Raw genomic sequence first — 26,297 nt, forward strand, 5'->3', positions numbered from 1 at the left:
ATGGCTGATGAAAATAAAGCGGTTAATGAGCAGGCAAAGAAAATAATCGTCTTGTGGAGTGTCTGCAGTGTTGGAAAGTCGACGGTTGCTTACAACTTGGCCAGGAAACTGGCAAAGGGAACAAACTTAAAAATAGGGCTGTTGGATTTTTCGTTAATAACGCCCTGCCTCCACCTATTTTTAGAGCTGGAAGATAAAGAAAGTTCGATTGAATATATCCTTAAGTCTTGGCAGGATAATTATTCTTATCGCGATCTGCTTAAGGAAAACGCCCACATAATGAAGAACCTTCCAAATTTATTATGCTGGACAGGATTAACGAAAGAACCTGAATTAATAGATAAACTGGGAGATATTCAAGCCCGTACAATCATCACTGAGTTGTCCGATCTAGTAGATATACTCTTTATTGACGTCCAAAGCGATACGTTGATTATTCCTACAGATGCAGCACTTAAGACAGCAACAGATGTTTTGGTTATTGTTGACCAAAACAGAAACACGATTGAAAACACCGCTAAATGGCTTAACAATTTGCATGAACGAAATATGGATATAAGTAAATTCAAGCTGATCATCAACCAATATTCAAACAAGGCCCTGTACACGAAAAATAAGATTGAGAGCAATTTAGCGCTACCCTTGCTTGGGACAATACCGGGTGTATCCAAGGTGAATTATGATAACTCCACTGTTTCACTGGTTCCCTTATTAAAATACGGTAAATTTGATAAAGCAATTGAAAATATTCTGTTGCAGCTTCATTTATCTAAAGCCGTAAAAAAACGCCGTATATTTTTCTGGCACAGAACTCGTATCGGAGGGAGGATACTGAAATGAGAATCAGTTCAGCTAAAGCTGCTGACCCAAAAGCATATGACACAGACGGCAAAAATCAGCTATATAAAACAATAAGTATTATCCAGTCAATACTGACTGAAAATCATCCAAAATTGCTTAACGACGCCATTTATGGGGTAGGGGAATGTCAAAAACAAATCCGCAATGTTATACAAGATATCATTCGCCATGAAAAACTCGATGTGCCCGATATGAGTATCGATGAGATTGCCTGGGAGGTATATAAAACCATTATTGGGTATGATGTTATCCATGACCTTCTTCTTGATCCGGAGATAACAGAAATATGCGTAAATGGTCCATATCAAATCACTTATAAAAAGAATGGAGTCAGGTATTTAGCCAAGGATATTCAGTTTATCGATCTGGCCCATCTTGAAAAAATAACGGAACGCATCTTGCTCACCTGCCACTCGGAAGCCAACGAGGGTAGCCCTATGGTGGATAATGCCTGGCTTCCGGATCGGAGCAGGGTTGTAATCAATAAAAGCGCTATTGTCCCTAGCCACGGAATTACCTTAAATATCCGGAGATTCAGGGATAAAAACTTCTCTCTGGAAGAACTTGAAAAAATAGGGACGTTAAAAACGGCTGAGAGAAGCAAATCTCGCAACTATATTAATAAGGAGTATGAAGAGATCAAAAGCATTCCAAGCGAAGAACATTCTTACAGACAGCTTGATTTTATTCGGGAAGTGGTAAGAGCGGGGGCTACTATTATAGTCAGCGGCGGGACTCACACCGGAAAAACAACTTTAATCCGTACCCTGGCCTCAATTTTTCAGGATCTTATTCCGGATGAAAACGGTCCGGGCGATCCCGAAAGTGGTTTGCGGATAATTACGATCGAAAACGGGCCGGAGCTGCAGCTGGTAAAATACTACCCTGGCCTTGAGGTTGTTGAAATGCTGGAACGCGACACAAAATATAATCCTATAGGGGTAGAGGAAATCTACCCGCAGATCATGAGAATGGACCCGGATGTGATTCTGGTCGGCGAAATCCGTTTCCCGGTCGAGGCAATGTATACTTTGCGGGCCATGCGCTCCGGTCATGCCAATACAATGGCTTCTATTCATACGTATGACGCTGAAGCATGCTGTCAGGAATTAAGAACCAAGGTTCAAGCTGTCTCCAATGTCAGTGATAAGGTCATTAACACTGAAATCGTCACAGCAGTAGATATTATTATTCAATTAGGAATAGTGGATAGAAAAATTGAAATCACCCAAGTCTCTGAATTGGAGTTGGATGCGGAGTGCAATATTGTAATTAAAGATATCTTTAAAAGAGACAGCGATGGGAAAATGTACTTTAACCCCATAAGCAAAAAACTTGTTTATCGTCTTATGGCGAAGGGCAGAAAAAATGCCGGTGATGTTAAGAGGTGGTTGGTATGACGCTTGTTCTTTGTTATGGAATAAGCATTGGGCTCCTATTGTCTGTAATCGCCTGGTTTCTTGGAAAAAATGAAAAGAAGCAAGTATCCGAATTCTTTAATAAAAGGATTAACCATTTGCAGGACAAAGTAAAAAATAACAACAGGATAAGTAATTTCGCTATATATTACAATCAAAGAATCTATATAACAAATTTGAAGTTGAGCTTAAAAGCTCTCTTTTATATGAGTATAGGGTTTAGCTTTATTTCCTTTTTCCTTTCAATATTGATTCTTTCGGAGAAGATTCCAAATCCCACTTACCAGAATCCGGGGGCTGTAATCGTAAGCCATAATGTTCTCGGCACTATTATTTTTACGGTTATAGGCTTACTAATTCCTTGGGTTATGATAAATCTTATCTATCACAGTACGCGAAGAAGGCTGAATAAACAGGCCTTGAACACTTTTAGTCTTATCTTAAACAATTATATCGTCCGTAATAATCTTGAAGCCGCGACCTGGGATTCTATTGCCGCCATGCCGTCTCAAATGCGTTCTTTGTTCAGCCGGATCCAGTCCCGGGTGAATAAAGGGGAAGAATTCGACACGGTTGTATACAAAGTAGCTATAATTTTGAAACTGCAGTCTTTCAGGGACTTTTACAACGTTATCGTTTCTTCGAGGATGGCCGGAGGCAACACGGAAGAGCTTTTATACAGGCTTACGGACAAAATCAGATCAAGAAAAAACAGGGCGCAATCAATTAAAGAGGATCTTAATCCGCTAATCTCCAAAGCTGTGGCTTTTACGCTGGTAATGATTCTTACGTATTTAGGCGTAAGTCTTGTTTGGCCGGATTCATTGGCCCTGGTAAAACAATCTTCAATCGGGCACCTTTATACGAATGCCATCATTATCGCTGTCTTAATTGAGGCCGCTCTGTTGCTGAAATTCTTATCAATGGAGGATTAAGTAAGTATGAGTATACTATTGATTTGTTCTATAGGAATATCACTGGGTTTGATGCTGCTTTTGGCGGCGTTTTTTATTAAGACGAACCTCAGGGAGTCGAAGAGAATAAATTCTCTTGGCACTACTGAGCTTTCGTATAGACAAGCCCAGGAACCTGCTTTAGAAAAACTTCGCAAAAAAACGGCAAAATATACCTCTAAATTATTAAGCAAAACCTCGAAGCAGAATCGTTCGGCTTACATGCTGGAAATACTCAGACAGCCTGGAACAATGCCGATAGGATATGCGGAATATATGACTTTTAAAAAATTATCCCCCTTCATATTCGCCATTCTTTTTGGCTGTGCGGGCTTTTCCACGAAAGATTTGCTGATGGCAATAGGGCTGATTTGTACAGGCTTTTTTGTGGGGAGCATAGCACCCACGGCCATGCTTGCGTATTTTTACAACCAGTATAAAAATGCTCTCATCTATGAGTTGTCGGAAATCATGGCTTATATCGTTGATTTAAGAAAAGCGGGACAAACCATAGCCGATTCTATTCGCGGGGCCTTATTCGCGACCAATAAATTGCGGCCTCACCTGGAAAAGCTCCTGCAGGATATGTCCATAACAGGGCCAAAACCGGCACTTGCCAAATTGAGTAAAGAGACAGATATCGATGAATTGAAAAACTTAGCGGATATTTTGATGCAATCTATCACCATTGATAGTTCCAATATGGTTGCGTATATGGCAAGCCGGTCCCGGGACATTGAATATATTGAGGGATTAAAAGAAATAAGGCGGTATAAAAACAAAAAAATGCTTGTCGAAGCCTTAACCGCCATTCCTTTTATTATGATCCCGGTAATTATTCTTGTCCCGCTGCTATACCAGGCCAACCAAAGCCTTGGCCAAATAATGTAGGGAGGTGGCAATATGTGAAAAAAATTGTCTGCTGTCTGGCAGCAGTGCTGCGTGATGAAAGGGGGGATCTGATTCAAAATATCGTCTTGCTGTTCGGCGGCATTCTGGCAATGATAGGCATTGCGGTAATTCTTTACAATACAATAACCACTAAAATAGCCAATGACTCAGCCGGAATGAGCAAACTTAATTAAGAAGGAGGGTTATTTTTTTATGGGAAAAACTCTAAAAAGCCTTTACCAAGATGAAGGCGGTGATCTTGTCCAAAATATTATTTGGATCTTCGGTGGTGTTCTGGCTACTGTGGCAGCTGTATCGGTGTTATTTGTTACAATCCGGGGCAAATTGACGGATATGAATACCAGTATAACAAATATCACGACTCCATAATTAAAAAGTCCTCACCGTGAGGAGGAAGGGAGATGGCGGATAGTATATGTTCAGACGTATACTATCCGCTTAATATTATGCTGAAATTACGAAAAAAACCAATGAGGAACCCTGATAATGAACGGGGATCCACCTTGATTGAGTTCTTAATTGTTTTTGCCTTGTGGATGGCGATATTCTTCACATTCATATCAATGTTTTTCCTTAATAACTTGCAGGGTTCAATGGTTAATGCCGTAAATCTCGGGTTGGAAAGGGCTGCTATTGTTGGAGGAACTACGACAGAGGTCCGAAATCTAATTAAAGATCAGCTGAAACACACCGGCGTCGATACAGGTTTATTTGCGATTACCGGATCGGGCAGTGATGCCAGCCGTGTTGCATACGGACAATATATAACCATTTCCATAACTGGACCCCGAAAATTTACCGATTGGTCAAGCGGGCATCCGGTTTCCAAATCGGAGACGGTTACGGTGACCAAAATCATCATGAGTCAATATCTGCCTTGATGAGGTGTTTATGAAGAAGCTATTTAACATAATCAAAGACGAACGGGGTTCATCTTTAATTGAACTGCTGATTTTTCTAGGTATTTCTCTTGCCCTTATTGGCTGGGGGACGGATTACTACCATGCCATAAACATTAAACGGGGAATAACGGACAGTGTAAAATTTGCTGCTTTAGCAGCCAGCCAGCAAACCGACCAAGCCAAATTAAATCAAGGAGTTTTGGCGATAGACCCAGCGCAAGCGGATGCTGCTTTTCTAGAGATGTTAAAGAAAAATTTGTCTTTAGACAACAGCCTGAATCCGCTGCCGGGCTCGCCGGTTATTTATGTCAATAAAGCAACGCTTTATTATAAAACCTATAATTCTGATGTTTTGCCGACAGTAAGCCCGATTGACGGTCACGCTATCACTGAGCCGTCCTATGTGGCGTACATCGAAGTCAGAGTAAGACATGGTTTTACCCAAATCGTAAATTCAACCCCCTATTGGACTATCAAAGTAGCCAAAGACGCTGCTATAAAAATCTCACCATAATTTGAAAAGTAAGGATGATGCAAGAAATGGTCAATAATTTAGCATGGCTGATCCCTTTAATGATGCTGTCAATTTGTGTTCTGACGGATTGGCGGAAGCGGAAAATATATAATTGGGTGACAATACCCGGGTTTATTCTCGGGATAATTTATGTCATATACGCCAAAACATATTCCGTAAGTTATGGCGTTTCTTTCTTTTTTCTTTTCTTAATTCTCCTATTTGTCTATTCCCACGGGGCGATGAGGGGAGGTGATGTTAAATTGCTCTTGGCTCTCAGCCTGTTTTTAACACCCTGGGCCTTCTTCTTTAATTCAGCACTCTTTATGTTTTCAGCTTTCTTTTATTTCTTCTTTCAAACTGTACGGGTTAAAGGCTTATCCCAGACTATTAATGATGTAAAAACAGATTCTTTTGTTTTGATCGCTTTCGGAGAAAATAATAATTCCTTTGCAAATGGCGTCAAAAGAAGGATCTTCCCCGGTGGAGGAGCCGCGTTGATCTCTATATGCTATATACTTACTTCATTTTTGTTTTCGTATTAAAATTATTTTTAAGGGGATGTGAATATGGTGAAATGGGAATTGGATGTTTCGGATAACTTAAACCAAAGAACCGAAGGATTCAGCGCTTCGATAGGGATGAGCAGGGAAAGGTTTATCAGGCTTGCCATATTGTCTCAGCTGGAGGAAATGGAGATGAATATGGACGAACGTCGCAGAACTGCTGACCCGTCGGAGAAAAAAACACTTTCCCAAACCTACATCAAAATAGGCGATGAGGATGTTCCGGTAGATCCGAAAGGAGGATACGACCATGTTAAAGTTAAGAGTTAAAACATTTTCTATTCTGCTCCTTGTTTTGTCCTTGATTCTTATTGGATGCAGTTCAAAAAAGACTGAACCGGTCCAGGACGTTTCGGTACAACAAGATACCCTGACTCAAAAAGATGATCAAAGCACAGAAAAAGAGCTTGAGCCCATTAATGGGGCTGATCCTGAGCAAGTTCCGCAGCCGGAAGTTAAAACTGAAACAAAAGCTGATCCTAGTGCTGAGCCTAAAGCCCAGCCAAAGATAGAGCCGACTCAGCCAAGCAAGCCTGAGCCGAAGCAGAAACCTCCAGCTAGTTCCGGGTTATCTTTGTATAGCTTGGGGCATCAGGTCGATGTTCAAAATAACGCTGCCAAAACAGACAAAGAGAAAGCCGCTTATGAAGCGGCCGCCCGGTGGCTGGTAGAGTTCAAATCAACCGATTACAAGAAGCTTGAAGCCATATCCCAAATGCCGGGAAGCAGTTACACAACGGCGAATTTCCAAAATTCGTTGGACAACTTTTTTCCGAATTTCAAATCGGAAAGTATCAAAAACAAGGATACCAGACAAGTGAAGTCTTTATGCCTTGACGATATAAGTTTTAATCAAATCCCCCAATTAAATAATCAGGAAGGGGCTTTTCTTAAGCTGACTATCGTCATCAATGCGGCGCAGAATGGCGGCAACTTCTGGGTAAGCAAATATGAGGAAAGAATTATTTTGCTGCAGGTAAACGGGGTTTGGAAGGTCGATTCTGAAGAAAACACCCAGCTGAAGATGTAGGGGGTATGCTAATGAATTTAATAGCCAAAGATGAGTTGTATCAGTTCCGAAAATTCAACAACAAATACGAAAGGGAGCTGCGCAGCTCAGTTTACCAGGAAATTATGCCCGGCATGGGTTCCGGGGAGATTCTGGACGTTATTGCCGGCAATAAAAGCATGATGTTCTCTATGTCTCTCAAGCAAATAAAAAGACATAAGGAGTATTTTGAGGGGGATGTCGATTTCAAAAAGATGGCTGCCGCAGAGAATATTACTTACCCCGATAAAACAACCTTAATTGTAAAAACGACGCATGCCTGCAACTTGCATTGTCCGTATTGCTACGATGAGATGTTTCGCAAGGATCTTGACGCGGAAGGGAACAAAATCACGCTGGAAGTGGTCAGGCAGATTTTAAAAGTGTTCAAAGATGTGAATGTCGGCACCTGGATATGGCACGGCGGGGAGCCTTTGCTGATCGGAAAAGAATTTTATGAAGAAGCAAACGCCCTGATTAAGCAGCAATTCAAGAAAGCCAATATTTGCATGCAATCCAACTTGACGCTGATTGACGATGAAAACGCCGCTGTGTTGAGGAAGTGGAACATCCGGCCGGGATTCAGCTTCGATGGCTTAACAAACCATTTGACCCGGAAAAATACCGACAGGTTGATGAGGTCGATTGCCACAGCGGATAAAAACGAGGTCTTGGGCGGCGCCATCATGATCATTACGAAAGATAATATTCACCACATGATTGACGATTACGAATACTTTAAACGCTTAGGCCTGGGCTGCAAGATGAACCTCATCTTTGCGGCCCATAAAAATATGGATTCCTATACCCTGGGCGGGAAAATGGTTGCTGAGGAAATCTGCAAATTCTTTGACTATTGGATCTTAGATACTTATAGGCCTGCTGATTCGGATCTGTGCGAGAGATATCTCATGGCCGCGCTGGATGCCGGCGGTTCCTGCGCTTTTACGGACTGCGCCGGGAAGGATTACTGGTTTTCAACCCAGCCCGACGGTACGATTTATCATTGCGGCCGGGACTGGCCGGAGAGCGCCGACGTGTCTTTCGGAAATATTTTTGAGATGGAATCGGTTCAGGATATCTTAAATCATCCCAACCATAAAAGATGGCGCGAGGGAACCCGGCGGATGCTGCGGCATTGCGGCGACTGTGATTATTTCTACAGCTGTCATAGCGGCTGCTACAATGACAATATTCAGTATGATTTGACCATGAATAAGCCGGAACCTGAAAATTGCTACACCCACCGGTACGTGATCAGCCATATCATAAGCGTTATTAATGAAATTGATTATGACGATATGCCGAAATATAACCCGAGATTCTTGAACTTTTTATTCAGGCATCAATTCAGAAGCGCCAAAATGATGAAAAATATTTTAGAAGAATCGATTAAACGGATTGAAACTCCTGTCAACGCTGAAAACAAGCTGAAGGAGTTTCTCGTTATTTAAGAGAGGTTGATATTCATGATTAATATCTTTAATAAAAAACAAAAATTTCCCCCAAAGAACCAGACGCAGGAACTGTACTACTCAGTTCCTTTATTGTTTGACTATGAGTATATTCAGGAATTATTAAAGCTTAACAGCCAGGATAAGGCGAAGTATAAGATCCGTTCCGTATATAACAGTTTGCCTGTTACTTCCTATGCAAAATCAGGGCATGAACATGGCCGGTCGGTTAATTTGCAGGAAGACAGCGGCAAAATCCGGACTCTGGAAGATTTAAAGCCCTATATCAAAGAGCTTTGGGATAACGGTATAGCGTTCATTTATCTGATGAATAATATCTCAAGCGTTTCCCTGTATGACTTTGAATCGAATATTCCCCAACTGAAGCAGTTTGTCGAGCATCTGTCGGATATCGGGGTGAGAAGTATTACTGTCGGGAGCCAGCTTCTTGCGGATTTCTTGAAAGAGGAATTCAACGGGTTGGCAGTAAACGCCTCAACGATGATGGATATTCGGTCAATTAACCAGGCGAAGTATGTCAGCGAAAATCTTGGGATCTCCAATATCATTCCTGCTTCCGATCTCAATAAAGATTTTACTTTTATTGAATCCTTTAAAAAGCTGCTGCCTGATGTTGGCTTGGAGTTGATGGCCGATGAGGGCTGCATCTTTTGTTGTCCAACCAAGAATATTCACTATGCCTTGTTCGGCAAGCAGGAAAACATTCATAAATGCAGCCCCTTATTCCGGGAATTTCCTAAATTCATCTGCGATCAGATTACCTTTAAAAGTCCGGCCATTCAAATGGTGCTGAATAGGATTATTTACCCTTGGGAAATCCCTTGTTATGAGAAAATGGGGATTAACAGCATCAAGCTGGTTGGCAGGGATCACCCCAAGCCGGAACTGGTCAATAAGATAAAGGCCTACATGCTTGGCGCTACTGATCCGGAATATGCGCTGAATGAACTCTATAATACTTACAATTCACGTTTTATGAACAAAGTTTTCAATCCATACGGGACGCTGAAGATGAAGGAAATATTTGAGTTTTTGCCCAAGCTTGATTATTTCATGGGAAAAAAGCTGCAATGCGCCGCCGAATGCGGGGTCACATGCAAGTATTGTTTCAATAAAGCGGAACAGATCGAGAATTATCTTGCGGAGAAGGGGCAGCCGGATCTATTATCCTGTGTAGTAGGTGAATAGCGTGAAAATAAATCAGTTTAGCTTAAAAATAGGCATGCAAAACAAGGCTTTAAATACCTCGAAAATTAAGTTTCGGTTAAGCCACAGGGAGACTGGTATCTTTAATAATACCTTGGGAAATTAGAAGTTTTATAGCCTGTTTAACAGCTTTCTCTTTCTGCTTTTCCAGCATTTCTTGCGGCATATCAATATTATACAGATCACTTGGATTGAACTCTTCGCCGGTGATAAACATGTGGTAGATGGCGGTGAGTATCATCCTTGCGATAGCGATTATGGCTCTTTTCTTGCCTCTCCTTTTGCAAAAGCGTTCATACTTGATTCTGTAGTAAGGAGAACGGTTCGACATCACGGCTGCATGGGCAACTTGCACCAATGCAGGTTTGAGGTAAACACCGGCACGTGTTATGCGAACAGATTTCTTCTTACCAGCAGATTCATTATTGCCTGGTGTTAGGCCCGCCCAGCAGCATAAACGCTTGGAAGAGCCAAACTGAGACATATCGGTGCCAATCTCGGAGATGATACTGATAGCAGAAGTCCTGTCAACTCCGGGAATGGTACAAAGAAGGGTAATGGCACTCTCATACGGTGCTACCATCTTATCAAGTTTCTCATCGAGCTTTTCAATAGATCGCTCAACAAATTTCAGATGAGAACGAACCATTACAATACGTTCCTTTTGTTCCTTGGTCATCTGATATCCTTCAATGGATTCAACAACAGTATCTGCTTTCTTCTTCAATGAGCTTTTTAGAAGAGATGAACAGTATTGGGGGTCAAACGAGTCAGTTGAAATCAAGTAGTCCGTGATGGAAGAGGCAGATTTGCCAAACATGTCGGAAACGACAGCATCAAGGGCTACATTGCAAACAGTAAAGGCATTTTGGAAACGGTTCTTTTCGCTGCTTTTGCAGGAAACAAGCTTGTAGCGGTAGCGGGTGTATTCCCGCAGAATGCGAATTGGTTTGTTGGGGATATAACTACCTGGGACCAAACCTAAGCGGAAGAGATCGCCAATCCACTTGGAATCTTTGACATCATCCTTGTTCCCTTTCACAGCTTTGACCCATTTGGGGTTGGCGACAGTAATGCGAATAGTATCTTCCAAAAGATTATAGACAGGGACGTAATACTTCCCGGTAGATTCCATGCAGACATCAAAGCAGTTGTTATCGATTAACCACTGCTTGAACGCAAGAATAGAATTATGAAACGTAGAAAACCTTTTTTTAGAATAATGAGGAGTAATTCCTTGGGAAGTAATGAGTGTGGCAACGAGAAAAGTCTTATGCACATCGATGCCACAGCATATAGGGTAAACGACTTTCATAGCACAGCCCTCCTTTCATCATTGAGGAGGAAGACATTGACTGAATCATCACACCTTTAACGAGCAGCTAAAGCAATGATTAGCGTGCGGTCTTATAGAACCACTTATTTGTGCTTGAAAGATGATTCTTACACTGGTTGATATACTGATTTAAGCTTGAGAAGAGCAGTCTACGACTCACCTCACCGTGCTTTGTAGTATATCTTCTCCTCAAGCTAATCATAACAAAGCGGGTAATAGCCGCGCACCTTTTTTCATGACTATTTGTGCCGCCAGCAGCGCGGCGGAATGGAGGTTGATATGGCAAGAACGTTTTCGAGATTAAAAAAATTGCTGTTTGCCTTTGTTTCATTAAGCATCCTGCATGCTTCAATAACCCAAGATCTGGTTCTTGACAACAATCATCCGGACCGGCCCAAAGCCAAGGAGGGTAAATACTCTAAGGCTCTGGGCCTTAAGTTTTCCTTGCAGCCCGAAAAAGCTTTCGCTTGGGTGGAATGGTCCTGGCCTAATTCGGGATGGACCAATTATGGAAATTACGGCGCTTATACCGATGTCTACAACAACACTTACGGCAACTATGTAAATTGGAACGCCAATTACTCTAATGCCGGTGCTTGGGAAAACCATACGCAATGGGAAAACCATACCGAAACATGGAGCCAATATTCGAATTGGACTGCTTATTCCAATTACAGCAACTATGGCAACTATGGCGATTGGGGCGCTTACAGCAATTATTCTAATTACAGCGATTGGAATAACTGGACACCGCCCCCCTCGGTTGTGGCCAGCGTACAGGCCGTCGCCTTCCCTAACACCACAATTCAGATTACAGCTACAACGACCGGGAGCACCACTTCCGTCAATGCGACCAATTCTTTAAATTCAACAGTAATTGCATTTACAAATACCGGAGGAAATACATGGGTGGGATCTTTTACGATTCCCGCCGGGACAACTGTTCAGCCGATAACTTTTTATGTTACTGCCAGCAATAGTTCAGGATCGAGCAATGCTGTTGCCATTACAAATGTGAAACACTTTCAAAATGTCATTACCCGCTAGATGAAAGCTTCATTGCTATTATTTTGCTGTCCAAATGTTTTAAAGATATCTATTTCTCCTTCTTGATTACGATGTGTGCCGCCAGTGGCGCGGCAGAATGGAGTCTCCTATGAATATTATGTTAAATAATTACTGCAACTTGAAATGTTCCTATTGCTTTGCAAACTGTGATCCAAAAAACAAGGTCGATATTTCTGATGATAATTATGGATATATAATCGATTTCTTTAAGAAGTCGGCACACGTTGATTTAAGGCTGCTCGGGGGTGAGCCGACACTGCATCCAAACTTTAAAAAGTGGGTGAATCAAGGAATAAATGATCCGTTTTTCCGAAGAATCCAGATTTTCACCAATGCAATTGCTTTAGATCATACCTTGAGCCGATCCATTGTGGATAATAAGGTTTCATTTCTGATTAATTTAAATGGGCCGGATGTAATCGGTGAGCATCTATATAATAGGACAATAGACAATGTAGAAAACCTGGTATTCGAATATCGCAGAAAGAATATCGAACCCCAGGTTACGCTCGGCATTAATATCTTTGAGCCGGATTTCCAATATCAATATATTATTGAGCAAAGCAAAAGGCTAAAATTAAAGACCATCCGGTACAGCATTACAGTACCCTCGGATAATAACCAGAAGGGTAGTCTTGAACATTACGAAAGTTTTGTCCCCAGAATTGCTGAGTTTTTAGATGATTGCCATAGAAACGGGATCTCTCCTCATGTTGATTGCAATAATCCGCCCAAGTGTATCTTTACAAATGAGCAGCTTGTGAATTTCATCTACTCGGGTTTTGATTTGATTCACAAGGGAATGTGTTCGCCGGTTATGGATATAAGACCCGACTTGAGTGTCGCCCGATGTTTCGTTTTTGAAGATTATCTGAGGGTGAATATCAAAGACTTTAATACTGTTCAAGAGGTCAACGATTTTTTTCTATGTGAGATTGACAGTAAAAGATATAGCAATCCTCCGTTTCAGCAATGCTCTGGATGCAGGTTCTGGGACGAAAAGAAATGCATCGGCGGTTGTTTAGGGTATAGTATAAAGGGAAAATCGTCTGATTGCTATGCCGGATAGCTTTTCTCGCAGTGATAGTATAGTAAATTTTTTCAATGACATTTTTAAAAATTCAAAGAGAGTTATTTTTATGACGTTTTTAAATGACTTCCAGTTGCCTGAAACCCTATGGACGTGGCAAAAATAATAGCGTATAATTCAAAATATAATATTTGAGTCAAGAAGACTCTAATTAACTTATTACAAATAAACGCCGATTAACTAAACATGACAATGAGCCACGAAGGTTGAGGAATCCGCAGGAGCGGGTATTCAGCATCGTGGTTTTTTATTTTTATGAAAAGTATGAAGTGCCAATCAAATAACGCAAGCGCAAACTAAAGGAAGTGAACGTATTGGTAAAAATAAGTATATTCTGCTGTTCAAAAGTTACCCAAAAACTCGGCTGTTCCAGTACCCAATGCCTCTGTGCCCTGAAAAACAGAATTGGCGCATATAGCAGGCACACAAGAAATACAGAGGTCCAATTAGTCGGTTTGGTCAATTGTCCGGGGTGTCCCTCCGAGATTGGACCGGAGAGGCTTGCAAAGCAAATCAAGAATTTGACTGAATATCAAGTGGATGAAATTTATTTCAGCAGCTGCATGAATACTTTTTGTGTCTTTCGTTATGATTATCAAGCACTGATTGAACGGGATTACCCCGAAGTAGAAGTCATTTTTGATACAGGCAGACCGCATCTTCCTCCAATCCAAATAGAATTTGCTTTGTAAAATAACTGATGGGACTGGAAAAATGAAAAAAAGAAAAACGGTTATTATTACCGGAGCATCAAGAGGGATCGGCAGAGCGATGGCTGCATTGTTTGCATCGGAAGGCTATCATGTGCTATTTACCTATAACCGGTCGGGAATCGAAGCATATAAAACATATAATGACTTAAAGAAAAAGGGTCAGTCAGTGATAGTTTGTAAAACGAATATAACCAAACGTAAGCAGACCGATTTAATGGTTGAACGTTGTATTAAGCTATTCGGCAGTGTAGATATTTTAATTAATAATGCCGGGATAGCTCAACAAAAGCTTTTTTCAGATATTACTGAAAAAGAATGGGATATGATGATTAATACCAATCTTAAAGGCGTTTTTAACAGTACTCAGAGTGTTCTTAAACACATGCTCGTACAGAAGAAAGGTAAGATTATCAATATTTCTTCAATATGGGGAATGGTCGGAGCCTCTTGCGAGGTCCATTATTCCGCGGCTAAGGCAGGCGTGATCGGCATGACGAAAGCCTTGGCCAAAGAATTGGCACCATCAAATATCCAGGTCAATTGCATTGCTCCGGGCATTGTTCAAACGGACATGATTAATCCTTTCACAGATGAAGAGTTAAACGTCTTAAAACAGCAAACTCCTTTAATGAAACTAGGAAGTCCGGAGGACATAGCTTCTTGCGCTTTATTTTTGGCATCCGAGGGAGCGGATTTTATTACGGGCCAGGTTATAAGTCCAAATGGCGGATTTGTAATTTAGATTGGCAAATACAAGATTGTTTAATAGACATAAAATGTTGAAAAGGGTATAATAGCCTCAAGTTTTTAATACAGACTGGTTTAGAGAAATTGTTATCTTATTAGTTGAGGGGAACGGAATGCGGATTGCTGTAATAGATGGTCAAGGCGGCGGCATCGGCAAAGCGATTGTCGAAAAGCTTCGGAGGGAACTGCCTGAAGATATGGAAATCATTGCTCTGGGCACAAACGCACTGGCCACATCTTTTATGCTGAAGGCTGGTGCCAATGAGGGGGCTACAGGGGAAAATGCGATTGTTTTCAATGTGGGCAAAGTTGATATCATTATTGGCACGGTAGGAATAATTGCCGCGAATTCTATGCTTGGCGAGTTAACTCCCCTTATGGCCAAAGCAATTGCTGAAAGTCCGGCGAGAAAAATACTTCTGCCGCTAAACCGGTGCAATATTGACATAGTAGGAGCGGATAAAAGCCAACCCCTGCCGCATTTGATAGATAGTGCCATCCAAAATATTAAAGCATTATTTTGAGGTGAGGAAAATGTGTGAAGCGAATGTTTATCTAATTGATGGAAAAGGAGAAGAAAAACTGTTTCTCGAATCTGTAGACAAGATATTTCCAGAAGAAGAAAACCTTGTGCTGGAGAATATCTTTGGTGAAAGGAAAATTGTTAAGGCGAAAATCAAAGGAATGGAACTGGTAGATCATAGAATCGTGCTGGAAAAATAGGTTATTTAATAAATATTTTTTTGATATAGACATGTAAGCTAATATATTTTATAATTTGACTAATAAAATGAGTCATGAAGGCTCATAGGATATTTAGATCCAAAAAAACAAACGAAAGATATGGATTAAAGCAAGCCACGAAGGCTGAGAAACATCCGCAGGAGCGGAGGTTTAGCTTCGTGGTTTTTTATTTTTGCTAAATTCCGTATTTTAGTAACAAGAGAACAATGAGAATTTTAATCCCCCCCTAGCGGATTGTAGAATATGGGAAATCCTGATATTCTGATTTTCAACTGAGGTGATAAAAATGAATATTGAAGAAATCCGCGAAAGATGGAGCCTGAAAGAACAAAACAAAAAAGCCAGCGTAGATATGTGGAATTCAATGGCCGCAAGCTTCGGTGAAAATGTTCGCCCTGGTTTTGAGGAAGATGCGTTTTTGAAGCTGCTGCTAAACAAGAATATGCTGAATCCGGAAGGACTGATCCTGGATGTCGGATGCGGCGCGGGCAAATATGCGTTGGCCTTAGCAGGGAGATGCAGTCAGGTGACCGGAGTTGACCTGTCTCCCCAAATGATTGCGATCGCCGAACAAAAAAAGAAAGAATATAAAACCGACAACGCTGCTTTTCATTGTAAGGATTGGCATAACCTGGATCTTATGCAGGTCGGGTGGCAACATAAATTCGACCTCGTGTTTGCCCATATGACGCCGGCCGTTCAAAGTGCGGATACTTTTGAAAAGCTGAGTGCCGCGTCAAAAGGCTGGTGTATACTCTCCAAGCCGATTCGGCGAACCGATCCGGTGTCTGATGCCGTTAAAGCGCTGGCTGGAATCAAGGATAAACGGGAAAGCAGCGACGAAGAGCTGGTATTCGCGTTTGAGCTACTTTGGCGTCAGGGGTATCTTCCGGAACTGCAATACGAGAAGCAGGTCTGGAAAATGAAGAAAACGTTGGAGCAAGCAAAAGGTATGTATATCAACCGGATAAAAACCTACCGCGATATTTCCTCTGCAGAGGAAAAAGAAATCGAAACCTATTTGGGATCCCTGGCCAAGGACGGTTTTGTTTATGAAGAGGTTGATACAACCGTTGCAACAATGGTTTGGCAGGTTTAATGAAATACCGAATCGATAATAGCAAGCAAGGAGGAACTAAAATGTGTGTAAAACCTACTGAATGGGAAAAGGCGGTGGAATTCCATGGACATCAGTGTCCGGGACTGGCTATCGGCTATAAAGCGGCAGTCACGGCTCGGGAAAAAATGGGCGTGCGCTTTTCTGTGGATGAAGAAATTGTCTGTGTTACCGAAAACGATGCCTGCGGCGTCGATGCGATCCAGGTCATGACCGGCTGCAGCATGGGAAAAGGGAATCTGATCTATAGGGGAACCGGTAAAATGGCGTTCAGTTTTTTTAACCGGAGAAACGGGGAAAGCCTGCGATTAATTCTAAAGCCGTTTGAAGGGGAAATGAACAGGGAAGAGCGTCAGGCATATATCCTGAACGCCCAGGCAGAAGAAGTTTTTCAGATGATGAAACCAAGTTATGAATTGCCTGAAACGGCAAGGCTCTTTACCTCAGTAGTTTGTGAAGTCTGCGGAGAAAACGCGCCGGAACATAAAATCAGATTGCAGGACGGCAAAAAAGTCTGCCTGGACTGTTTCAAAGATTACGGCAGGGGCTGGTAGAGATATAACGGTAGAAAAAAATTAAAAGGAACAAGACTTAATGAAGCATAAACAAACTGATGCGGGTAATTTACAAGAAAAGGATATTTATCACCAATATACGCATAAGAAAAAAATAGTGATTTTGGTGTTGGCTTTTTTAATTGTCTTGTTAGCTATAGCCGCGGTCAACGCCGGCTCATTTAATCTCAATCCGCTTCAGGTAATTCAATCGCTCCTGGGAAAAGGAAGCGATGCTTCCAGTGTTGTCATCTGGCAAATACGGATGCCCAGGATTCTGGCGGCGATAACTGCCGGCGCCGGGTTGGCGGTGGCCGGATGTGTCATGCAAAATAATCTGAGGAACCCGCTGGCCGCGCCCGATACGCTGGGGGTCTCCCATGCGGCGGCTTTCGGAGCGAATATTGCTATTATTGTTTTAGGTGCCGGCAGTATTTCCAGTACAAGTACGGATGCGGTGACCATCAATAATCCCTATCTGGTTACGCTTTGTGCTTTTGCCTGTTCCATGGCGGCAACGCTGGTGATTCTGCTGTTGGCAGGAATACGGGGGTTTTCGCCCGAAGCCATGATCCTGGCAGGGGTAGCGCTGAATTCCCTGTTTATGGCCGGAACCATTCTGATCCAATATTTTGCCAGTGATGTCCAGGTGGCTGCTGCAGTTTTTTGGACTTTCGGGGATCTGGGAAGGGTTGCCTGGCGGGAAGTATTGATTCTGGCCTGCCTGGTAATTTTCGCCTTTATTTATTTCCTGTTTAAAAGGTGGGACTATAACGCGCTGGACAGCGGAGAAGAAACCGCCAAAAGTCTGGGCGTTCACGTAAAAAGAGTCCGGCAGGGAGGTATGTTTGTTTCGGCGTTAATAGCGTCTGTAGCCGTATCTTTTCTCGGTATTATCGGTTTTGTCGGACTTATCGCGCCTCAGATCATGCGCAGGATTATCGGCGGTGATCACCGCTACCTGATACCGGCTTCCGCTCTGATGGGATCCGTGCTGATGCTTTTTTCTGATACAATCGCCAGAACCATGGTTGCACCGGTGGTTCTTCCGGTCGGGGCTATTACTTCTTTTTTTGGCGCGCCGCTCTTTTTGTACTTGCTGGTGAGGGGGTATCAAAGACGATGATTTTATCCGTCAAAGGATTGGCGTTTCAATATCCGAGCCGGGAGGTATTGCAGGATATTAATTTTACCGTGGCCAAAGGAGATTTTCTGGCTATTCTGGGAGTAAACGGCGCGGGGAAATCCACGCTGCTGAAATGCCTGAATAAAGTGTTAAGCCCTCATGCCGGCACGGTGTTTATCCGGGAGGAAGATACCGGCAAGCTTAGCCGGAGGGAACTGGCCAAAAGAATCGGTTATGTTGCCCAACGCCAGGAAGGTGCCTTCGCCACGGTATTTGATGCTGTTCTTTTAGGAAGAAAACCGTATATTCAATGGGAAGCTTCCCAAAAAGATCTGGAAATCACCCGTAAGGCTTTAAAATCGCTGGATCTGGAAGGATATGCCTTGCGTTACCTGAATGAACTCAGCGGAGGAGAACAGCAAAAAGTTGTCATTGCCAGGGCCTTGGCGCAAGAACCGGAACTTCTTTTGCTGGACGAACCGACCAGCAGCTTGGATTTGAAAAACCAGTTTGAGGTCGCCAAAATTGTCCGGAATGTTGTCCAAGACAACCAAATGTGCGCGGTGGTCACGATGCATGACTTGAATCTGGCGATCCGATATGCCAATAAGTTCCTCCTGCTGAAAAACGGCGTTATTTTTGCAGCCGGAGGTCTTGAAGTGATGACGCCCGAAAATATTGAAAGTGTTTATGCTGTACCGGTCAAAATCAAAGAAATCGAGGATATTCCGGTTGTGGTGCCGGTTTAAATATTCCGACCCAATGAGAGTATCAGGACAAAAAATTAAACTGAAGGAAAATATGAATTGGAGGATAAAAATGAAAAGAAAGTTTATCTCACAAAGACAATTAATCGCACTGACACTGGCGGTGCTATTCTGTCTGACATTTTTGATCAGCGGGTGTTCCGCCCAATCTTCCCAGAATGCTTCTGCGAAAATCACTGTGACGGATACGCTGGGAAGACAAGTTGAAATCAACGGAACAGCTAAAAAAGTGGTTGCGATCGGTCCAGGAGCCTTAAGGCTTTGCTGCTATTTCGAGAATACGGATATATTTGCGGGTATTGAGCAAATGGAAATCGACAGTCCGACAGGAAGACCATACCTTTACGCCAATCCGTCGCTGGCGAAGCTTCCGGTTATTGGGCCGGGAGGACCCAATAACGCTCCGAATCCGGAACAAATCCTTGCCGTAAAACCGGATGTTATTTTTACAACTTACGCAGCGGATCAAGCCACTGCCGATAACTTGCAGTCCAAAACCGGTATTCCGGTTGTGGCGTTAAGCTATGGCCAAACATCAACTTTTGATCCCAAGGTTGATGCTTCCCTGACACTTATCGGCAAAATTATCGGCATGGATAAAAGGGCTCAGGAATTAGTCGGCCTGATGGCCCAATATAAGACGGATCTGGATACCAGGACCAAAGATGTGGCTGACACTCAGAAACCATCCGCTTATGTCGGCGGCTTAGGAATGAAAGGCGTCCACGGCATAGAGAGTACGCAGGGCAATTACTCGCTCTTTAATGCCGTCCATGCCAAGAATGTAGTTGATGAAACCGGAAAAACAGGTTCTTTGATGATTGATAAAGAAAAACTGATCAGTTGGAACCCGGATAAGATTTTTCTTGATGGAGCCGGATACCCTTCCGTACTTGAAGACTATAAGAAAAACCCTAAATTCTATCAAAGTTTGTCTGCAGTAAAGAACGGGGAACTTTATGCCCTGCTTCCGTATAATTACTATACGACCAATATTGATACATCAATCGCTGATGCTTATTACATCGGCAAAGTCCTTTATCCGGAGCAGTTTAAGGATATTGATCCGGAGAAAAAAGCGGCTGAAATTTATCAGGCGCTTTTAGGAAAAGATGCTTATGCCCAGATGGCTAAGGATTTTGGTGGGTTTAGGAAGCTTGAGCTGAAGTAAAACGCTTTTTCTCAGTCAATCGTTAGCTTTTAATTGATATAAACATAGAAATTAACGCCCATCAGGTTGAAAAACACACCTGATGGGTTACTTCTAATCATGATAGTAAAGAGGTGTTTCATGTGATGCTGGAACCGCGTAAAAGAGAACAGATTATGCCTTTGTCGGTCGCCCTTATTTCCACAATGAGCAAAGATGGCGTGCGCTCCCTGGTCGAACATTACCCCGATTCTAAGACCCTATGAGGAAATCGTTTTGGCTTCCTGGATTAAGAGAGATACATTAATCAATATTCGACAAACCCGAGAATTTGTCATCAATATCCCTCCGGCTAATCTGGCTGATGCAGTGATGGTTTGTTCCAAGAACTATCCTCCGGAAGTTGACGAGTTTCTGAAAGCCGGTTTAACTCCGTTTCCGTCGAAACAGATCAAGGTTCCGGGAATTGAAGGATGTTTGGCCTGGGCGGAATGCAAGCTGGTTGAAGAAATACTCAGGGAAAAGTATTCGTTGGTGATTGGTCAAGTTGTTCACCTGGAGGTAAATGCGTCTTTTTTCAATGAGAACGGAGACATGGATTTTGAACGTGCTCGGCCGCTTTCAGTCATGTTGGGTAATGAACAAATGTGGTTTACGAGGCCGGTTTTTACCGGAAGGAAAGCAGACTATGCCGAGATGTTTGATAAATGAGCAAAATAGTTGAATAGAACTATCGTCCTTCAATATCAAGGGGGTTAACATGAAAATTACAGTCTTATATGTCAGCGTTACAGGCAATACGGAAAAAATGGCGGGCTATATTCAGCAAGGAATTGAAGAGGTTGGTTGTATAGAAGTAAAGCTGATGAATCTGGTGCAGGAAGATACTGTCGATTATGAATTTGTTGAGGACAGCCAGGCGGTCATTATCGGGACCCCGTCCTATGCGGCAGACTTGAGCTGGCAGTTGAAAAAGTGGTTTGATACGGATTGGAATTGCAGCTTGGCAGGAAAACTCGGCGCAGCGTTTGCCACGGCAAACTGTCTGCATGGCGGGGCAGACCTGGCCATTTCCAGCGTCTTAAGGCATATGCTGGTCAAAGGTATGCTGGTGTACTCATCCGGGATGGGCTGCGGCAGACCGTTCATTCATTTGGGACCTGTTGCGTTAAAAGACGATCTGGAGGGGAAAGAAGATCTATTTCAGCTGTTTGGAAGACGGGTTGCGGAAAAAGCGGTGGAATTATTTAACTAAAGTCGTAATTGGGGATGCGTCATAGCAGTTAAACGCTGAAAGAAAACAAGAAGGTTTCTGCTTTGCTTTAATTGTATTCGTTTTCATAGCCCTAATTATCAAGTTGAACAATAAGCTATGGAAATTTGCCATCAGACAATAATCAGAATGGGAGTCTTGAACATTATGAAAGTTATGTTCCTGGATTAGTTAGTATCATCTGCTTGCAATGCAAGAAAGCTTTTCCTCGCGGGGATAGTATGGTAAATTCTTTTAAAATCATTGGTGCTTGAATAATTGTATTTGTTCTAACATTGACAAAACTTCTGATTGTATTTGCTAGAGTAGGTTTCGTTATGATTTAATGTATTTAATTTTTTTCGACCAAGTTTTTAACAGGAAAATAATTGATTTAAATAAAAGTTGGCAGGTTATATCTTTGTACTGCCGACTATTTTTAATTTTATAAGGATGAAATTAAATGAAATCAATACAGCAGGTTATTGACATATGTTCAAAAATATCTATAATTATAATCATAAAGGGCATATGTCAATAACCAAAAGAGGAGGGAATTCTTATGCCGGGAAGAGACGGAACAGGTCCTTTGGGCCGCGGAGCAATGAGTGGTAAAGGTCTGGGGTTATGTACCGGAGTGAATGCTGCCAGAAATGGTAACGGATCTGGTTTGGGCCGAAGAAGAGGCTATGGCAGAAATTTAGCGGATAATATGATGCTTTCTTCATCGAGAAAGGAATTGCTTTTAAGTCAAAAAGAACTCCTTGAAAAAAGACTCCATTTGATCAACAAACAAATAGAAAGTAAATAATAAACAAAGAATAGCAGGAGGACGCTCCTGTTACTTTCTTACAAAAAGAGGGAAAGCCAATTATGCCAAGACCAAGAAAAGGTAGAAAAGTATGCTGCTTGCCGGAAAGCAGTCTTTTTGGGCCACTTAACGCTGTCATCAATCAGGAGGATTTAGTCTTAATGCTGGTTGATGAGTATGAAACAATACGGCTCATTGACTTACAGGGTTATACGCAGGAAGAGTGCGCAGAACAAATGCATATTGCACGTACCACTGTTCAGCGTATTTATAACGATGCCCGGAAAAAGCTGGCGGAATCTCTGGTGAACGGAAAAGTCCTGCGGATAAAAGGCGGAGATTACGAGCTTTGTGAAGGATTGGAAAAAACCTGCCGTTGCGGGGGTTGCCGCAGGCACCGTTGGGCAGAATTTTCAGGGGCTGATAACAAAGAAAACTAAGTAGTCTGAAATTAAGCACAGGGAGGATTGATTATGAAGATTGCCATACCCGTAGACAACAATTCGATGGATTCGAGCGTTTGTATTTCTTTTGGACGGGCTCCATACCTACTTATTTACGATACCGAAACAGAAGGAAGCAACTTTTTGGATAACAGTGCCGCTGCCAGCCAGGGCGGAGCGGGAATTAAAGCTGCCCAGAATATTGTAGACAGTGGAGCAGAGGCAATCATTACACCGCGTTGCGGAGAGAATGCGGCGGAAGTACTCAAAGCGGCGGAAATTAAACTCTATAAAAACACCAATAACTCAATCCGGGATAATATAGAATCTTTTAAGGAAGGAAAATTAAATTTGCTGGACGATATTCACCCCGGTTTTCACCAGCATGGAGGAAACCAATGAAAATCGCTGTCTTAAGCGGCAAAGGAGGTACGGGCAAAACCCTTGTCTCTGTCAACCTGGCTGCAGTGGCACTGGACGCCGTTTATATCGACTGTGATGTCGAAGAACCAAACGGCCATTTATTCTTTCAACCGAAGGACTTACAGAAGGAACGGGTCACGGTTAAGCTTCCCCAGGCTGACCCAGAGCTGTGCACCGGGTGCCGTACCTGTGTCAATTTCTGCAAGTTCAACGCCTTGGCTTATATTAAAAATAAGCTGATTGTCTTTAACGAGGTTTGTCATTCCTGCGGAGGATGCCTGCTTTTCTGCCCGCAAAAGGCGATTTCGGAAAAAGAAAGGGAAATAGGTCTGATCCAAAGCGGAATATCCGGCAATGTCCGGGTCGTGTCCGGAATGATGAATATAGGAGAAGCATCAGGGGTGCCGGTTATTAAAAAGCTTTTGCAAGATAGCCGTAAGGAAAATAAAAATGTTTTTATAGACTGTCCTCCAGGGAGCGCCTGTATGGTCATGGAGAGTATCAAAGATGTCGACTATTGTATTCTGGTAGCGGAGCCAACTGTTTTTGGCGTTCATAATTTAGAAATGGTGTATGAACTCGTAAGGCTTTTTCAGAAACCATTTGGCGTTGTCCTCAACAAATGTTTAGAAGAAGAAAACCCTGCCGAAGATTTTTGTCTGCAAAACCAGATTACAATTCTGGAAAAAATCCCGTTTGATTTGGAATTGGGCACCATGAATTCCAATGGACAGATCGCGGTAAGAAAGCATCCAAAATACAAAGACCTGTTTCTAAACCTGTTGAAGACGGTAAGTAAGGAGGCTAGGCATGAAACAGCTTCTGATACTTAGTGGCAAAGGCGGTACCGGAAAAACGACCATCGCAGGTGCTTTTATCAAGCTTGCTGAGGCCAGGACTTATGCTGATTGCGATGTGGATGCACCTAATCTTCACCTGATCAGGCCTCACGCTTCACTGTACAGGCGATCGGATTATTATGGCATGGAAAAAGCGGTTATGGATGCGGATTTATGCAAGAGTTGCGATCTTTGCAGGCAAAACTGCCGCTTTGAGGCCATAAAGGAAAGTAACGGCAAATATGCGGTTGAGTCTTATGCCTGCGAAGGCTGCGGCGTGTGTGAAGCAGTTTGTCCGATAGGGGCGGTTTCTCTTCAACCGGCTGTAGCCGGAGAGTTGATGCTTTATAAAGATAATGGGGTTTTCTCTACCGCCAGGCTTAAAATGGGCAGCGGTACTTCCGGCAAGCTGGTGAGCGAGGTTAAAAAGCAGTTGAAGCAGGAAGCAGCGGATGCTGATCTGGTCATTATCGACGGTTCGCCGGGAATCGGTTGTCCGGTGATCGCTTCGCTTAACGGAGCGGACATGGTCCTGATCGTTGCCGAACCATCTCTGTCAGGGATTAGCGATATGAAGAGAATCATTGCAACAGCAGAAAAGTTTAGAATAAAAATCGGAGTTTGCATTAACAAGTATGATACCAACAAAGAGCTCGCCCAGAAAATAGAGGCATTTTGCCAGGAGCGGGATCTGTCTATCGTAGGCAAAATTCCTTTTGACACTGCAGCAATAAAAGCTATAAACAAGGGAGAAGTTATTGTAGATATTGATTGTCCCGCAGGATGGGCGGCAACCAATGTTTTTTATAAAACGTTAAAGCTAATGAATAGCTGAATGATCAGTTTCGAAGGTAAATCAGGATAACGATCAACCGAAATTAAATTGATAACTTAAGTATAAGGAGAGAACGTAAAATGAGCGAAAATTGCAATCAAAATTGTAATACTTGCAGCGATGAATGCGCCGACAGAAAAGAGCAAACAGACTTTACCGCCAAACCGCATGAACTGAGCAATATCAAAAAAGTGATTGGTATTGTCAGCGGCAAAGGTGGCGTCGGTAAATCGCTGGTAACTTCCATGCTGGCTGTAACCATGAATAGAAGGGGTTATAAGGCCGCCATACTTGATGCAGACATAACAGGCCCATCCATTCCTAAGGCCTTTGGCATTACGCAGAAACCTGATGCCAGCGAACTTGGCCTGTTTCCCCCCAAGAGCAAAACTGGCATCCAGCTTATATCGATCAATCTGCTGCTGGAAAATGAGACAGATCCGGTTATTTGGCGGGGTCCGATACTTTCCGGCGTAATTAAACAGTTCTGGTCGGAAGTGATTTGGGGGGATGTGGATTTCATGTTTATCGATATGCCCCCTGGTACGGGCGATGTGCCGCTGACGGTATTCCAATCTATCAAGCTGGATGGCATTATTATCGTGGCTTCGCCTCAGGAGTTGGTTTCCATGATTGTTTCCAAAGCGGTTAAAATGGCCAAATCAATGAATATTCCTATTTTGGGGCTGGTAGAAAACATGTCTTATTTTAAGTGTCCGGAATGTGACAAAGTATATAAAATATTTGGGGAAAGCACCATTGAGAAAATTGCTGAACAGCATCAATTAAAAGTTCTTGTCAAGCTTCCTATTGATCCGAAGATAGCGGCAGCCTGCGATAAAGGGATGATCGAGTTTTATGACGGGAATTGGCTTGACGGAGCAGCGGACATTCTGGAAAACTTAGAGGAGAATAAAGACAATACGATTTTGGAGGATAAAAAAAGGAGAAATACCAATATGAAAATTGCCGTAGCGATTGAAGGAAAAGAGGTTGCCAAACATTTTGGACACTGTGAGGGTTTCGTGATTTTTGAGACGGAAAATCAACAGATTATGAATAGTGAAACTATACCGAACCCCGGACACCGTCCTGGATTTTTGCCGAACTTTTTAAACGATATGGGAGTTAAGGTGATTATTTCAGGCGGCATAGGAGGCGGAGCAATTGAAATATTCAATGAAAAAGCTATTGAGGTCATAACCGGTGCCTCAGGAGATGCACAAGCTGCCGTAGAGCAGTATTTGCAGGGAAATCTGAAATCGACTGAGTCTGTTTGTCATGAACACCAGCACCATGACGAGTGCGACGGACATTAATTTTGTTTTTAATTGCTCACCTGGTCCGAATATCGGTCAGGAAATTTAACGATAACAGCGATATTAACATATGACTCATGCAACTTTTAAACCTAAAAACAAATTGAT

34 protein-coding genes are annotated in these 26,297 nt (G+C 42.6%); 33 read left to right on the top strand and 1 reads right to left on the bottom strand.

Going from position 1 to position 26,297, the window contains the following annotated elements; all coding sequences use genetic code 11:
• The 13 genes from AB3489_RS00905 (at position 1) to AB3489_RS00965 (ending at position 9,837) form a co-directional block, all read left to right on the top strand.
• A complete protein-coding gene (locus AB3489_RS00905) occupies positions 1 to 840 on the top strand; it encodes a hypothetical protein (RefSeq protein ID WP_368293608.1) in 840 nt (279 codons plus the stop codon).
• Positions 837 to 2,261 (top strand): ATPase, T2SS/T4P/T4SS family, encoded by a 1,425-nt coding sequence (locus tag AB3489_RS00910; RefSeq protein WP_368293609.1) that lies wholly within the window; start codon positions 837 to 839, stop codon positions 2,259 to 2,261. Before AB3489_RS00905 ends, AB3489_RS00910 begins: the two co-directional genes overlap by 4 nt.
• A gap of 386 nt (positions 2,262 to 2,647) precedes the next feature.
• Complete coding sequence (locus tag AB3489_RS00915; RefSeq protein WP_368293610.1) at positions 2,648 to 3,214, top strand: type II secretion system F family protein; 567 nt, start codon at positions 2,648 to 2,650, stop codon at positions 3,212 to 3,214.
• Between the two features lie 6 nt (positions 3,215 to 3,220).
• On the top strand, positions 3,221 to 4,123 hold the full coding sequence (locus tag AB3489_RS00920; protein ID WP_368293611.1) for a hypothetical protein: 903 nt from the start codon (positions 3,221 to 3,223) through the stop codon (positions 4,121 to 4,123).
• A 14-nt stretch (positions 4,124 to 4,137) separates the two neighbouring features.
• On the top strand, positions 4,138 to 4,317 hold the full coding sequence (locus AB3489_RS00925) for a hypothetical protein (RefSeq protein ID WP_368293612.1): 180 nt from the start codon (positions 4,138 to 4,140) through the stop codon (positions 4,315 to 4,317).
• Between the two features lie 19 nt (positions 4,318 to 4,336).
• Positions 4,337 to 4,513 carry a hypothetical protein gene (locus tag AB3489_RS00930; RefSeq protein ID WP_015042181.1) on the top strand — a complete coding sequence of 59 codons (177 nt, stop codon included), beginning with the start codon at positions 4,337 to 4,339 and terminating at the stop codon, positions 4,511 to 4,513.
• Between the two features lie 32 nt (positions 4,514 to 4,545).
• Positions 4,546 to 5,025: a TadE/TadG family type IV pilus assembly protein gene (locus AB3489_RS00935; protein WP_368293613.1), complete on the top strand. Its 480-nt coding sequence runs from the start codon at positions 4,546 to 4,548 to the stop codon at positions 5,023 to 5,025.
• 10 nt (positions 5,026 to 5,035) lie between these two features.
• Positions 5,036 to 5,560: a TadE/TadG family type IV pilus assembly protein gene (locus tag AB3489_RS00940; protein ID WP_368293614.1), complete on the top strand. Its 525-nt coding sequence runs from the start codon at positions 5,036 to 5,038 to the stop codon at positions 5,558 to 5,560.
• 62 nt (positions 5,561 to 5,622) lie between these two features.
• Positions 5,623 to 6,105: an A24 family peptidase gene (locus AB3489_RS00945; RefSeq protein ID WP_368294551.1), complete on the top strand. Its 483-nt coding sequence runs from the start codon at positions 5,623 to 5,625 to the stop codon at positions 6,103 to 6,105.
• Between the two features lie 24 nt (positions 6,106 to 6,129).
• Positions 6,130 to 6,396 carry a hypothetical protein gene (locus AB3489_RS00950; protein WP_368293615.1) on the top strand — a complete coding sequence of 89 codons (267 nt, stop codon included), beginning with the start codon at positions 6,130 to 6,132 and terminating at the stop codon, positions 6,394 to 6,396.
• Positions 6,377 to 7,156, top strand: a complete 780-nt coding sequence (locus AB3489_RS00955; protein WP_368293616.1) for a hypothetical protein — start codon at positions 6,377 to 6,379, stop codon at positions 7,154 to 7,156. Before AB3489_RS00950 ends, AB3489_RS00955 begins: the two co-directional genes overlap by 20 nt.
• 11 nt (positions 7,157 to 7,167) lie before the next feature.
• Positions 7,168 to 8,628, top strand: coding sequence for a radical SAM protein (locus AB3489_RS00960; protein WP_368293617.1), 1,461 nt, complete (start codon positions 7,168 to 7,170; stop codon positions 8,626 to 8,628).
• 15 nt (positions 8,629 to 8,643) lie between these two features.
• Positions 8,644 to 9,837 (top strand): U32 family peptidase, encoded by a 1,194-nt coding sequence (locus AB3489_RS00965; protein ID WP_368293618.1) that lies wholly within the window; start codon positions 8,644 to 8,646, stop codon positions 9,835 to 9,837.
• Between the two features lie 76 nt (positions 9,838 to 9,913).
• Here AB3489_RS00965 and AB3489_RS00970 read toward each other — a convergent pair whose 3' ends face one another.
• The gene (locus AB3489_RS00970; RefSeq protein ID WP_368293619.1) at positions 9,914 to 11,170 is read right to left on the bottom strand and encodes an IS110 family transposase; all 1,257 of its coding nucleotides are present in this window, start codon (positions 11,168 to 11,170) and stop codon (positions 9,914 to 9,916) included.
• A gap of 300 nt (positions 11,171 to 11,470) precedes the next feature.
• On the opposite strand from AB3489_RS00970, the gene AB3489_RS00975 reads away from it, so the two are divergent.
• The 20 genes from AB3489_RS00975 (at position 11,471) to AB3489_RS01070 (ending at position 26,189) form a co-directional block, all read left to right on the top strand.
• The gene (locus tag AB3489_RS00975; RefSeq protein WP_368293620.1) at positions 11,471 to 12,238 is read left to right on the top strand and encodes a hypothetical protein; all 768 of its coding nucleotides are present in this window, start codon (positions 11,471 to 11,473) and stop codon (positions 12,236 to 12,238) included.
• Between the two features lie 109 nt (positions 12,239 to 12,347).
• On the top strand, positions 12,348 to 13,328 hold the full coding sequence (locus AB3489_RS00980; RefSeq protein WP_368293621.1) for a radical SAM protein: 981 nt from the start codon (positions 12,348 to 12,350) through the stop codon (positions 13,326 to 13,328).
• A gap of 335 nt (positions 13,329 to 13,663) precedes the next feature.
• Positions 13,664 to 14,041 (top strand): CGGC domain-containing protein, encoded by a 378-nt coding sequence (locus tag AB3489_RS00985; protein ID WP_368293622.1) that lies wholly within the window; start codon positions 13,664 to 13,666, stop codon positions 14,039 to 14,041.
• Between the two features lie 22 nt (positions 14,042 to 14,063).
• Positions 14,064 to 14,804 (top strand): SDR family NAD(P)-dependent oxidoreductase, encoded by a 741-nt coding sequence (locus AB3489_RS00990; protein ID WP_368293623.1) that lies wholly within the window; start codon positions 14,064 to 14,066, stop codon positions 14,802 to 14,804.
• Between the two features lie 118 nt (positions 14,805 to 14,922).
• Positions 14,923 to 15,333, top strand: a complete 411-nt coding sequence (locus AB3489_RS00995) for a DUF3842 family protein (RefSeq protein ID WP_368293624.1) — start codon at positions 14,923 to 14,925, stop codon at positions 15,331 to 15,333.
• Positions 15,334 to 15,343: 10 nt separating this feature from the next.
• Positions 15,344 to 15,532, top strand: coding sequence for a CooT family nickel-binding protein (locus AB3489_RS01000; RefSeq protein WP_368293625.1), 189 nt, complete (start codon positions 15,344 to 15,346; stop codon positions 15,530 to 15,532).
• Between the two features lie 307 nt (positions 15,533 to 15,839).
• Positions 15,840 to 16,652, top strand: coding sequence for a class I SAM-dependent methyltransferase (locus AB3489_RS01005; RefSeq protein WP_368293626.1), 813 nt, complete (start codon positions 15,840 to 15,842; stop codon positions 16,650 to 16,652).
• 41 nt (positions 16,653 to 16,693) lie between these two features.
• Entirely contained in the window at positions 16,694 to 17,224 is a 531-nt protein-coding gene (locus AB3489_RS01010) for an FmdE family protein (RefSeq protein WP_368293627.1), read from the top strand.
• 40 nt (positions 17,225 to 17,264) lie between these two features.
• The gene (locus AB3489_RS01015) at positions 17,265 to 18,350 is read left to right on the top strand and encodes an iron ABC transporter permease (RefSeq protein WP_025205006.1); all 1,086 of its coding nucleotides are present in this window, start codon (positions 17,265 to 17,267) and stop codon (positions 18,348 to 18,350) included.
• Entirely contained in the window at positions 18,347 to 19,099 is a 753-nt protein-coding gene (locus AB3489_RS01020) for an ABC transporter ATP-binding protein (RefSeq protein WP_025205007.1), read from the top strand. The genes AB3489_RS01015 and AB3489_RS01020 overlap by 4 nt, the downstream gene beginning before the upstream one ends.
• Before the next feature lie 70 nt (positions 19,100 to 19,169).
• Positions 19,170 to 20,288: an iron ABC transporter substrate-binding protein gene (locus AB3489_RS01025; protein WP_368293628.1), complete on the top strand. Its 1,119-nt coding sequence runs from the start codon at positions 19,170 to 19,172 to the stop codon at positions 20,286 to 20,288.
• A gap of 122 nt (positions 20,289 to 20,410) precedes the next feature.
• Positions 20,411 to 20,533 carry a hypothetical protein gene (locus AB3489_RS01030; RefSeq protein ID WP_368293629.1) on the top strand — a complete coding sequence of 41 codons (123 nt, stop codon included), beginning with the start codon at positions 20,411 to 20,413 and terminating at the stop codon, positions 20,531 to 20,533.
• 10 nt (positions 20,534 to 20,543) lie between these two features.
• A complete protein-coding gene (locus AB3489_RS01035) occupies positions 20,544 to 20,978 on the top strand; it encodes a flavin reductase family protein (RefSeq protein WP_368293630.1) in 435 nt (144 codons plus the stop codon).
• Between the two features lie 49 nt (positions 20,979 to 21,027).
• Positions 21,028 to 21,522 (top strand): flavodoxin family protein, encoded by a 495-nt coding sequence (locus AB3489_RS01040; protein WP_368293631.1) that lies wholly within the window; start codon positions 21,028 to 21,030, stop codon positions 21,520 to 21,522.
• 559 nt (positions 21,523 to 22,081) lie between these two features.
• Entirely contained in the window at positions 22,082 to 22,330 is a 249-nt protein-coding gene (locus AB3489_RS01045) for a DUF5320 domain-containing protein (protein WP_368293632.1), read from the top strand.
• A 62-nt stretch (positions 22,331 to 22,392) separates the two neighbouring features.
• Positions 22,393 to 22,770, top strand: coding sequence for a DUF134 domain-containing protein (locus AB3489_RS01050; protein ID WP_368293633.1), 378 nt, complete (start codon positions 22,393 to 22,395; stop codon positions 22,768 to 22,770).
• A 33-nt stretch (positions 22,771 to 22,803) separates the two neighbouring features.
• A complete protein-coding gene (locus AB3489_RS01055; protein WP_368293635.1) occupies positions 22,804 to 23,175 on the top strand; it encodes a NifB/NifX family molybdenum-iron cluster-binding protein in 372 nt (123 codons plus the stop codon).
• On the top strand, positions 23,172 to 24,029 hold the full coding sequence (locus AB3489_RS01060; protein ID WP_368293636.1) for an ATP-binding protein: 858 nt from the start codon (positions 23,172 to 23,174) through the stop codon (positions 24,027 to 24,029). Before AB3489_RS01055 ends, AB3489_RS01060 begins: the two co-directional genes overlap by 4 nt.
• Positions 24,007 to 24,870 carry an ATP-binding protein gene (locus AB3489_RS01065; RefSeq protein ID WP_368293637.1) on the top strand — a complete coding sequence of 288 codons (864 nt, stop codon included), beginning with the start codon at positions 24,007 to 24,009 and terminating at the stop codon, positions 24,868 to 24,870. The genes AB3489_RS01060 and AB3489_RS01065 overlap by 23 nt, the downstream gene beginning before the upstream one ends.
• A gap of 80 nt (positions 24,871 to 24,950) precedes the next feature.
• On the top strand, positions 24,951 to 26,189 hold the full coding sequence (locus AB3489_RS01070) for an iron-sulfur cluster carrier protein MrpORP (protein WP_019226718.1): 1,239 nt from the start codon (positions 24,951 to 24,953) through the stop codon (positions 26,187 to 26,189).
• The last annotated feature ends 108 nt before the right edge of the window (positions 26,190 to 26,297 follow it).

Origin of the sequence: Dehalobacter sp. TBBPA1 (assembly GCF_040931655.1) — a bacterium.
GTDB lineage: Bacteria > Bacillota > Desulfitobacteriia > Desulfitobacteriales > Syntrophobotulaceae > Dehalobacter > Dehalobacter restrictus.

Coding starts and splice junctions, on each gene's coding strand:
- AB3489_RS00960 (WP_368293617.1), top strand. CDS start 7,168: ATGAATTTAATAGCCAAAGATGAGTTGTATCAGTTCCGAAAATTCAAC.
- AB3489_RS00965 (WP_368293618.1), top strand. CDS start 8,644: ATGATTAATATCTTTAATAAAAAACAAAAATTTCCCCCAAAGAACCAG.
- AB3489_RS00990 (WP_368293623.1), top strand. CDS start 14,064: ATGAAAAAAAGAAAAACGGTTATTATTACCGGAGCATCAAGAGGGATC.
- AB3489_RS00995 (WP_368293624.1), top strand. CDS start 14,923: ATGCGGATTGCTGTAATAGATGGTCAAGGCGGCGGCATCGGCAAAGCG.
- AB3489_RS01065 (WP_368293637.1), top strand. CDS start 24,007: ATGAAACAGCTTCTGATACTTAGTGGCAAAGGCGGTACCGGAAAAACG.
- AB3489_RS00950 (WP_368293615.1), top strand. CDS start 6,130: ATGGTGAAATGGGAATTGGATGTTTCGGATAACTTAAACCAAAGAACC.
- AB3489_RS00955 (WP_368293616.1), top strand. CDS start 6,377: ATGTTAAAGTTAAGAGTTAAAACATTTTCTATTCTGCTCCTTGTTTTG.
- AB3489_RS00980 (WP_368293621.1), top strand. CDS start 12,348: ATGAATATTATGTTAAATAATTACTGCAACTTGAAATGTTCCTATTGC.
- AB3489_RS00905 (WP_368293608.1), top strand. CDS start 1: ATGGCTGATGAAAATAAAGCGGTTAATGAGCAGGCAAAGAAAATAATC.
- AB3489_RS00940 (WP_368293614.1), top strand. CDS start 5,036: ATGAAGAAGCTATTTAACATAATCAAAGACGAACGGGGTTCATCTTTA.
- AB3489_RS01015 (WP_025205006.1), top strand. CDS start 17,265: ATGAAGCATAAACAAACTGATGCGGGTAATTTACAAGAAAAGGATATT.
- AB3489_RS01055 (WP_368293635.1), top strand. CDS start 22,804: ATGAAGATTGCCATACCCGTAGACAACAATTCGATGGATTCGAGCGTT.
- AB3489_RS01060 (WP_368293636.1), top strand. CDS start 23,172: ATGAAAATCGCTGTCTTAAGCGGCAAAGGAGGTACGGGCAAAACCCTT.
- AB3489_RS00935 (WP_368293613.1), top strand. CDS start 4,546: ATGGCGGATAGTATATGTTCAGACGTATACTATCCGCTTAATATTATG.
- AB3489_RS01050 (WP_368293633.1), top strand. CDS start 22,393: ATGCCAAGACCAAGAAAAGGTAGAAAAGTATGCTGCTTGCCGGAAAGC.
- AB3489_RS01040 (WP_368293631.1), top strand. CDS start 21,028: ATGAAAATTACAGTCTTATATGTCAGCGTTACAGGCAATACGGAAAAA.
- AB3489_RS01070 (WP_019226718.1), top strand. CDS start 24,951: ATGAGCGAAAATTGCAATCAAAATTGTAATACTTGCAGCGATGAATGC.
- AB3489_RS00970 (WP_368293619.1), bottom strand. CDS start 11,170: ATGAAAGTCGTTTACCCTATATGCTGTGGCATCGATGTGCATAAGACT.
- AB3489_RS00945 (WP_368294551.1), top strand. CDS start 5,623: ATGCTGTCAATTTGTGTTCTGACGGATTGGCGGAAGCGGAAAATATAT.
- AB3489_RS01020 (WP_025205007.1), top strand. CDS start 18,347: ATGATTTTATCCGTCAAAGGATTGGCGTTTCAATATCCGAGCCGGGAG.
- AB3489_RS01010 (WP_368293627.1), top strand. CDS start 16,694: ATGTGTGTAAAACCTACTGAATGGGAAAAGGCGGTGGAATTCCATGGA.
- AB3489_RS01005 (WP_368293626.1), top strand. CDS start 15,840: ATGAATATTGAAGAAATCCGCGAAAGATGGAGCCTGAAAGAACAAAAC.
- AB3489_RS01045 (WP_368293632.1), top strand. CDS start 22,082: ATGCCGGGAAGAGACGGAACAGGTCCTTTGGGCCGCGGAGCAATGAGT.
- AB3489_RS00910 (WP_368293609.1), top strand. CDS start 837: ATGAGAATCAGTTCAGCTAAAGCTGCTGACCCAAAAGCATATGACACA.
- AB3489_RS01025 (WP_368293628.1), top strand. CDS start 19,170: ATGAAAAGAAAGTTTATCTCACAAAGACAATTAATCGCACTGACACTG.
- AB3489_RS00930 (WP_015042181.1), top strand. CDS start 4,337: ATGGGAAAAACTCTAAAAAGCCTTTACCAAGATGAAGGCGGTGATCTT.
- AB3489_RS00915 (WP_368293610.1), top strand. CDS start 2,648: ATGATAAATCTTATCTATCACAGTACGCGAAGAAGGCTGAATAAACAG.
- AB3489_RS00920 (WP_368293611.1), top strand. CDS start 3,221: ATGAGTATACTATTGATTTGTTCTATAGGAATATCACTGGGTTTGATG.
- AB3489_RS01000 (WP_368293625.1), top strand. CDS start 15,344: ATGTGTGAAGCGAATGTTTATCTAATTGATGGAAAAGGAGAAGAAAAA.
- AB3489_RS00975 (WP_368293620.1), top strand. CDS start 11,471: ATGGCAAGAACGTTTTCGAGATTAAAAAAATTGCTGTTTGCCTTTGTT.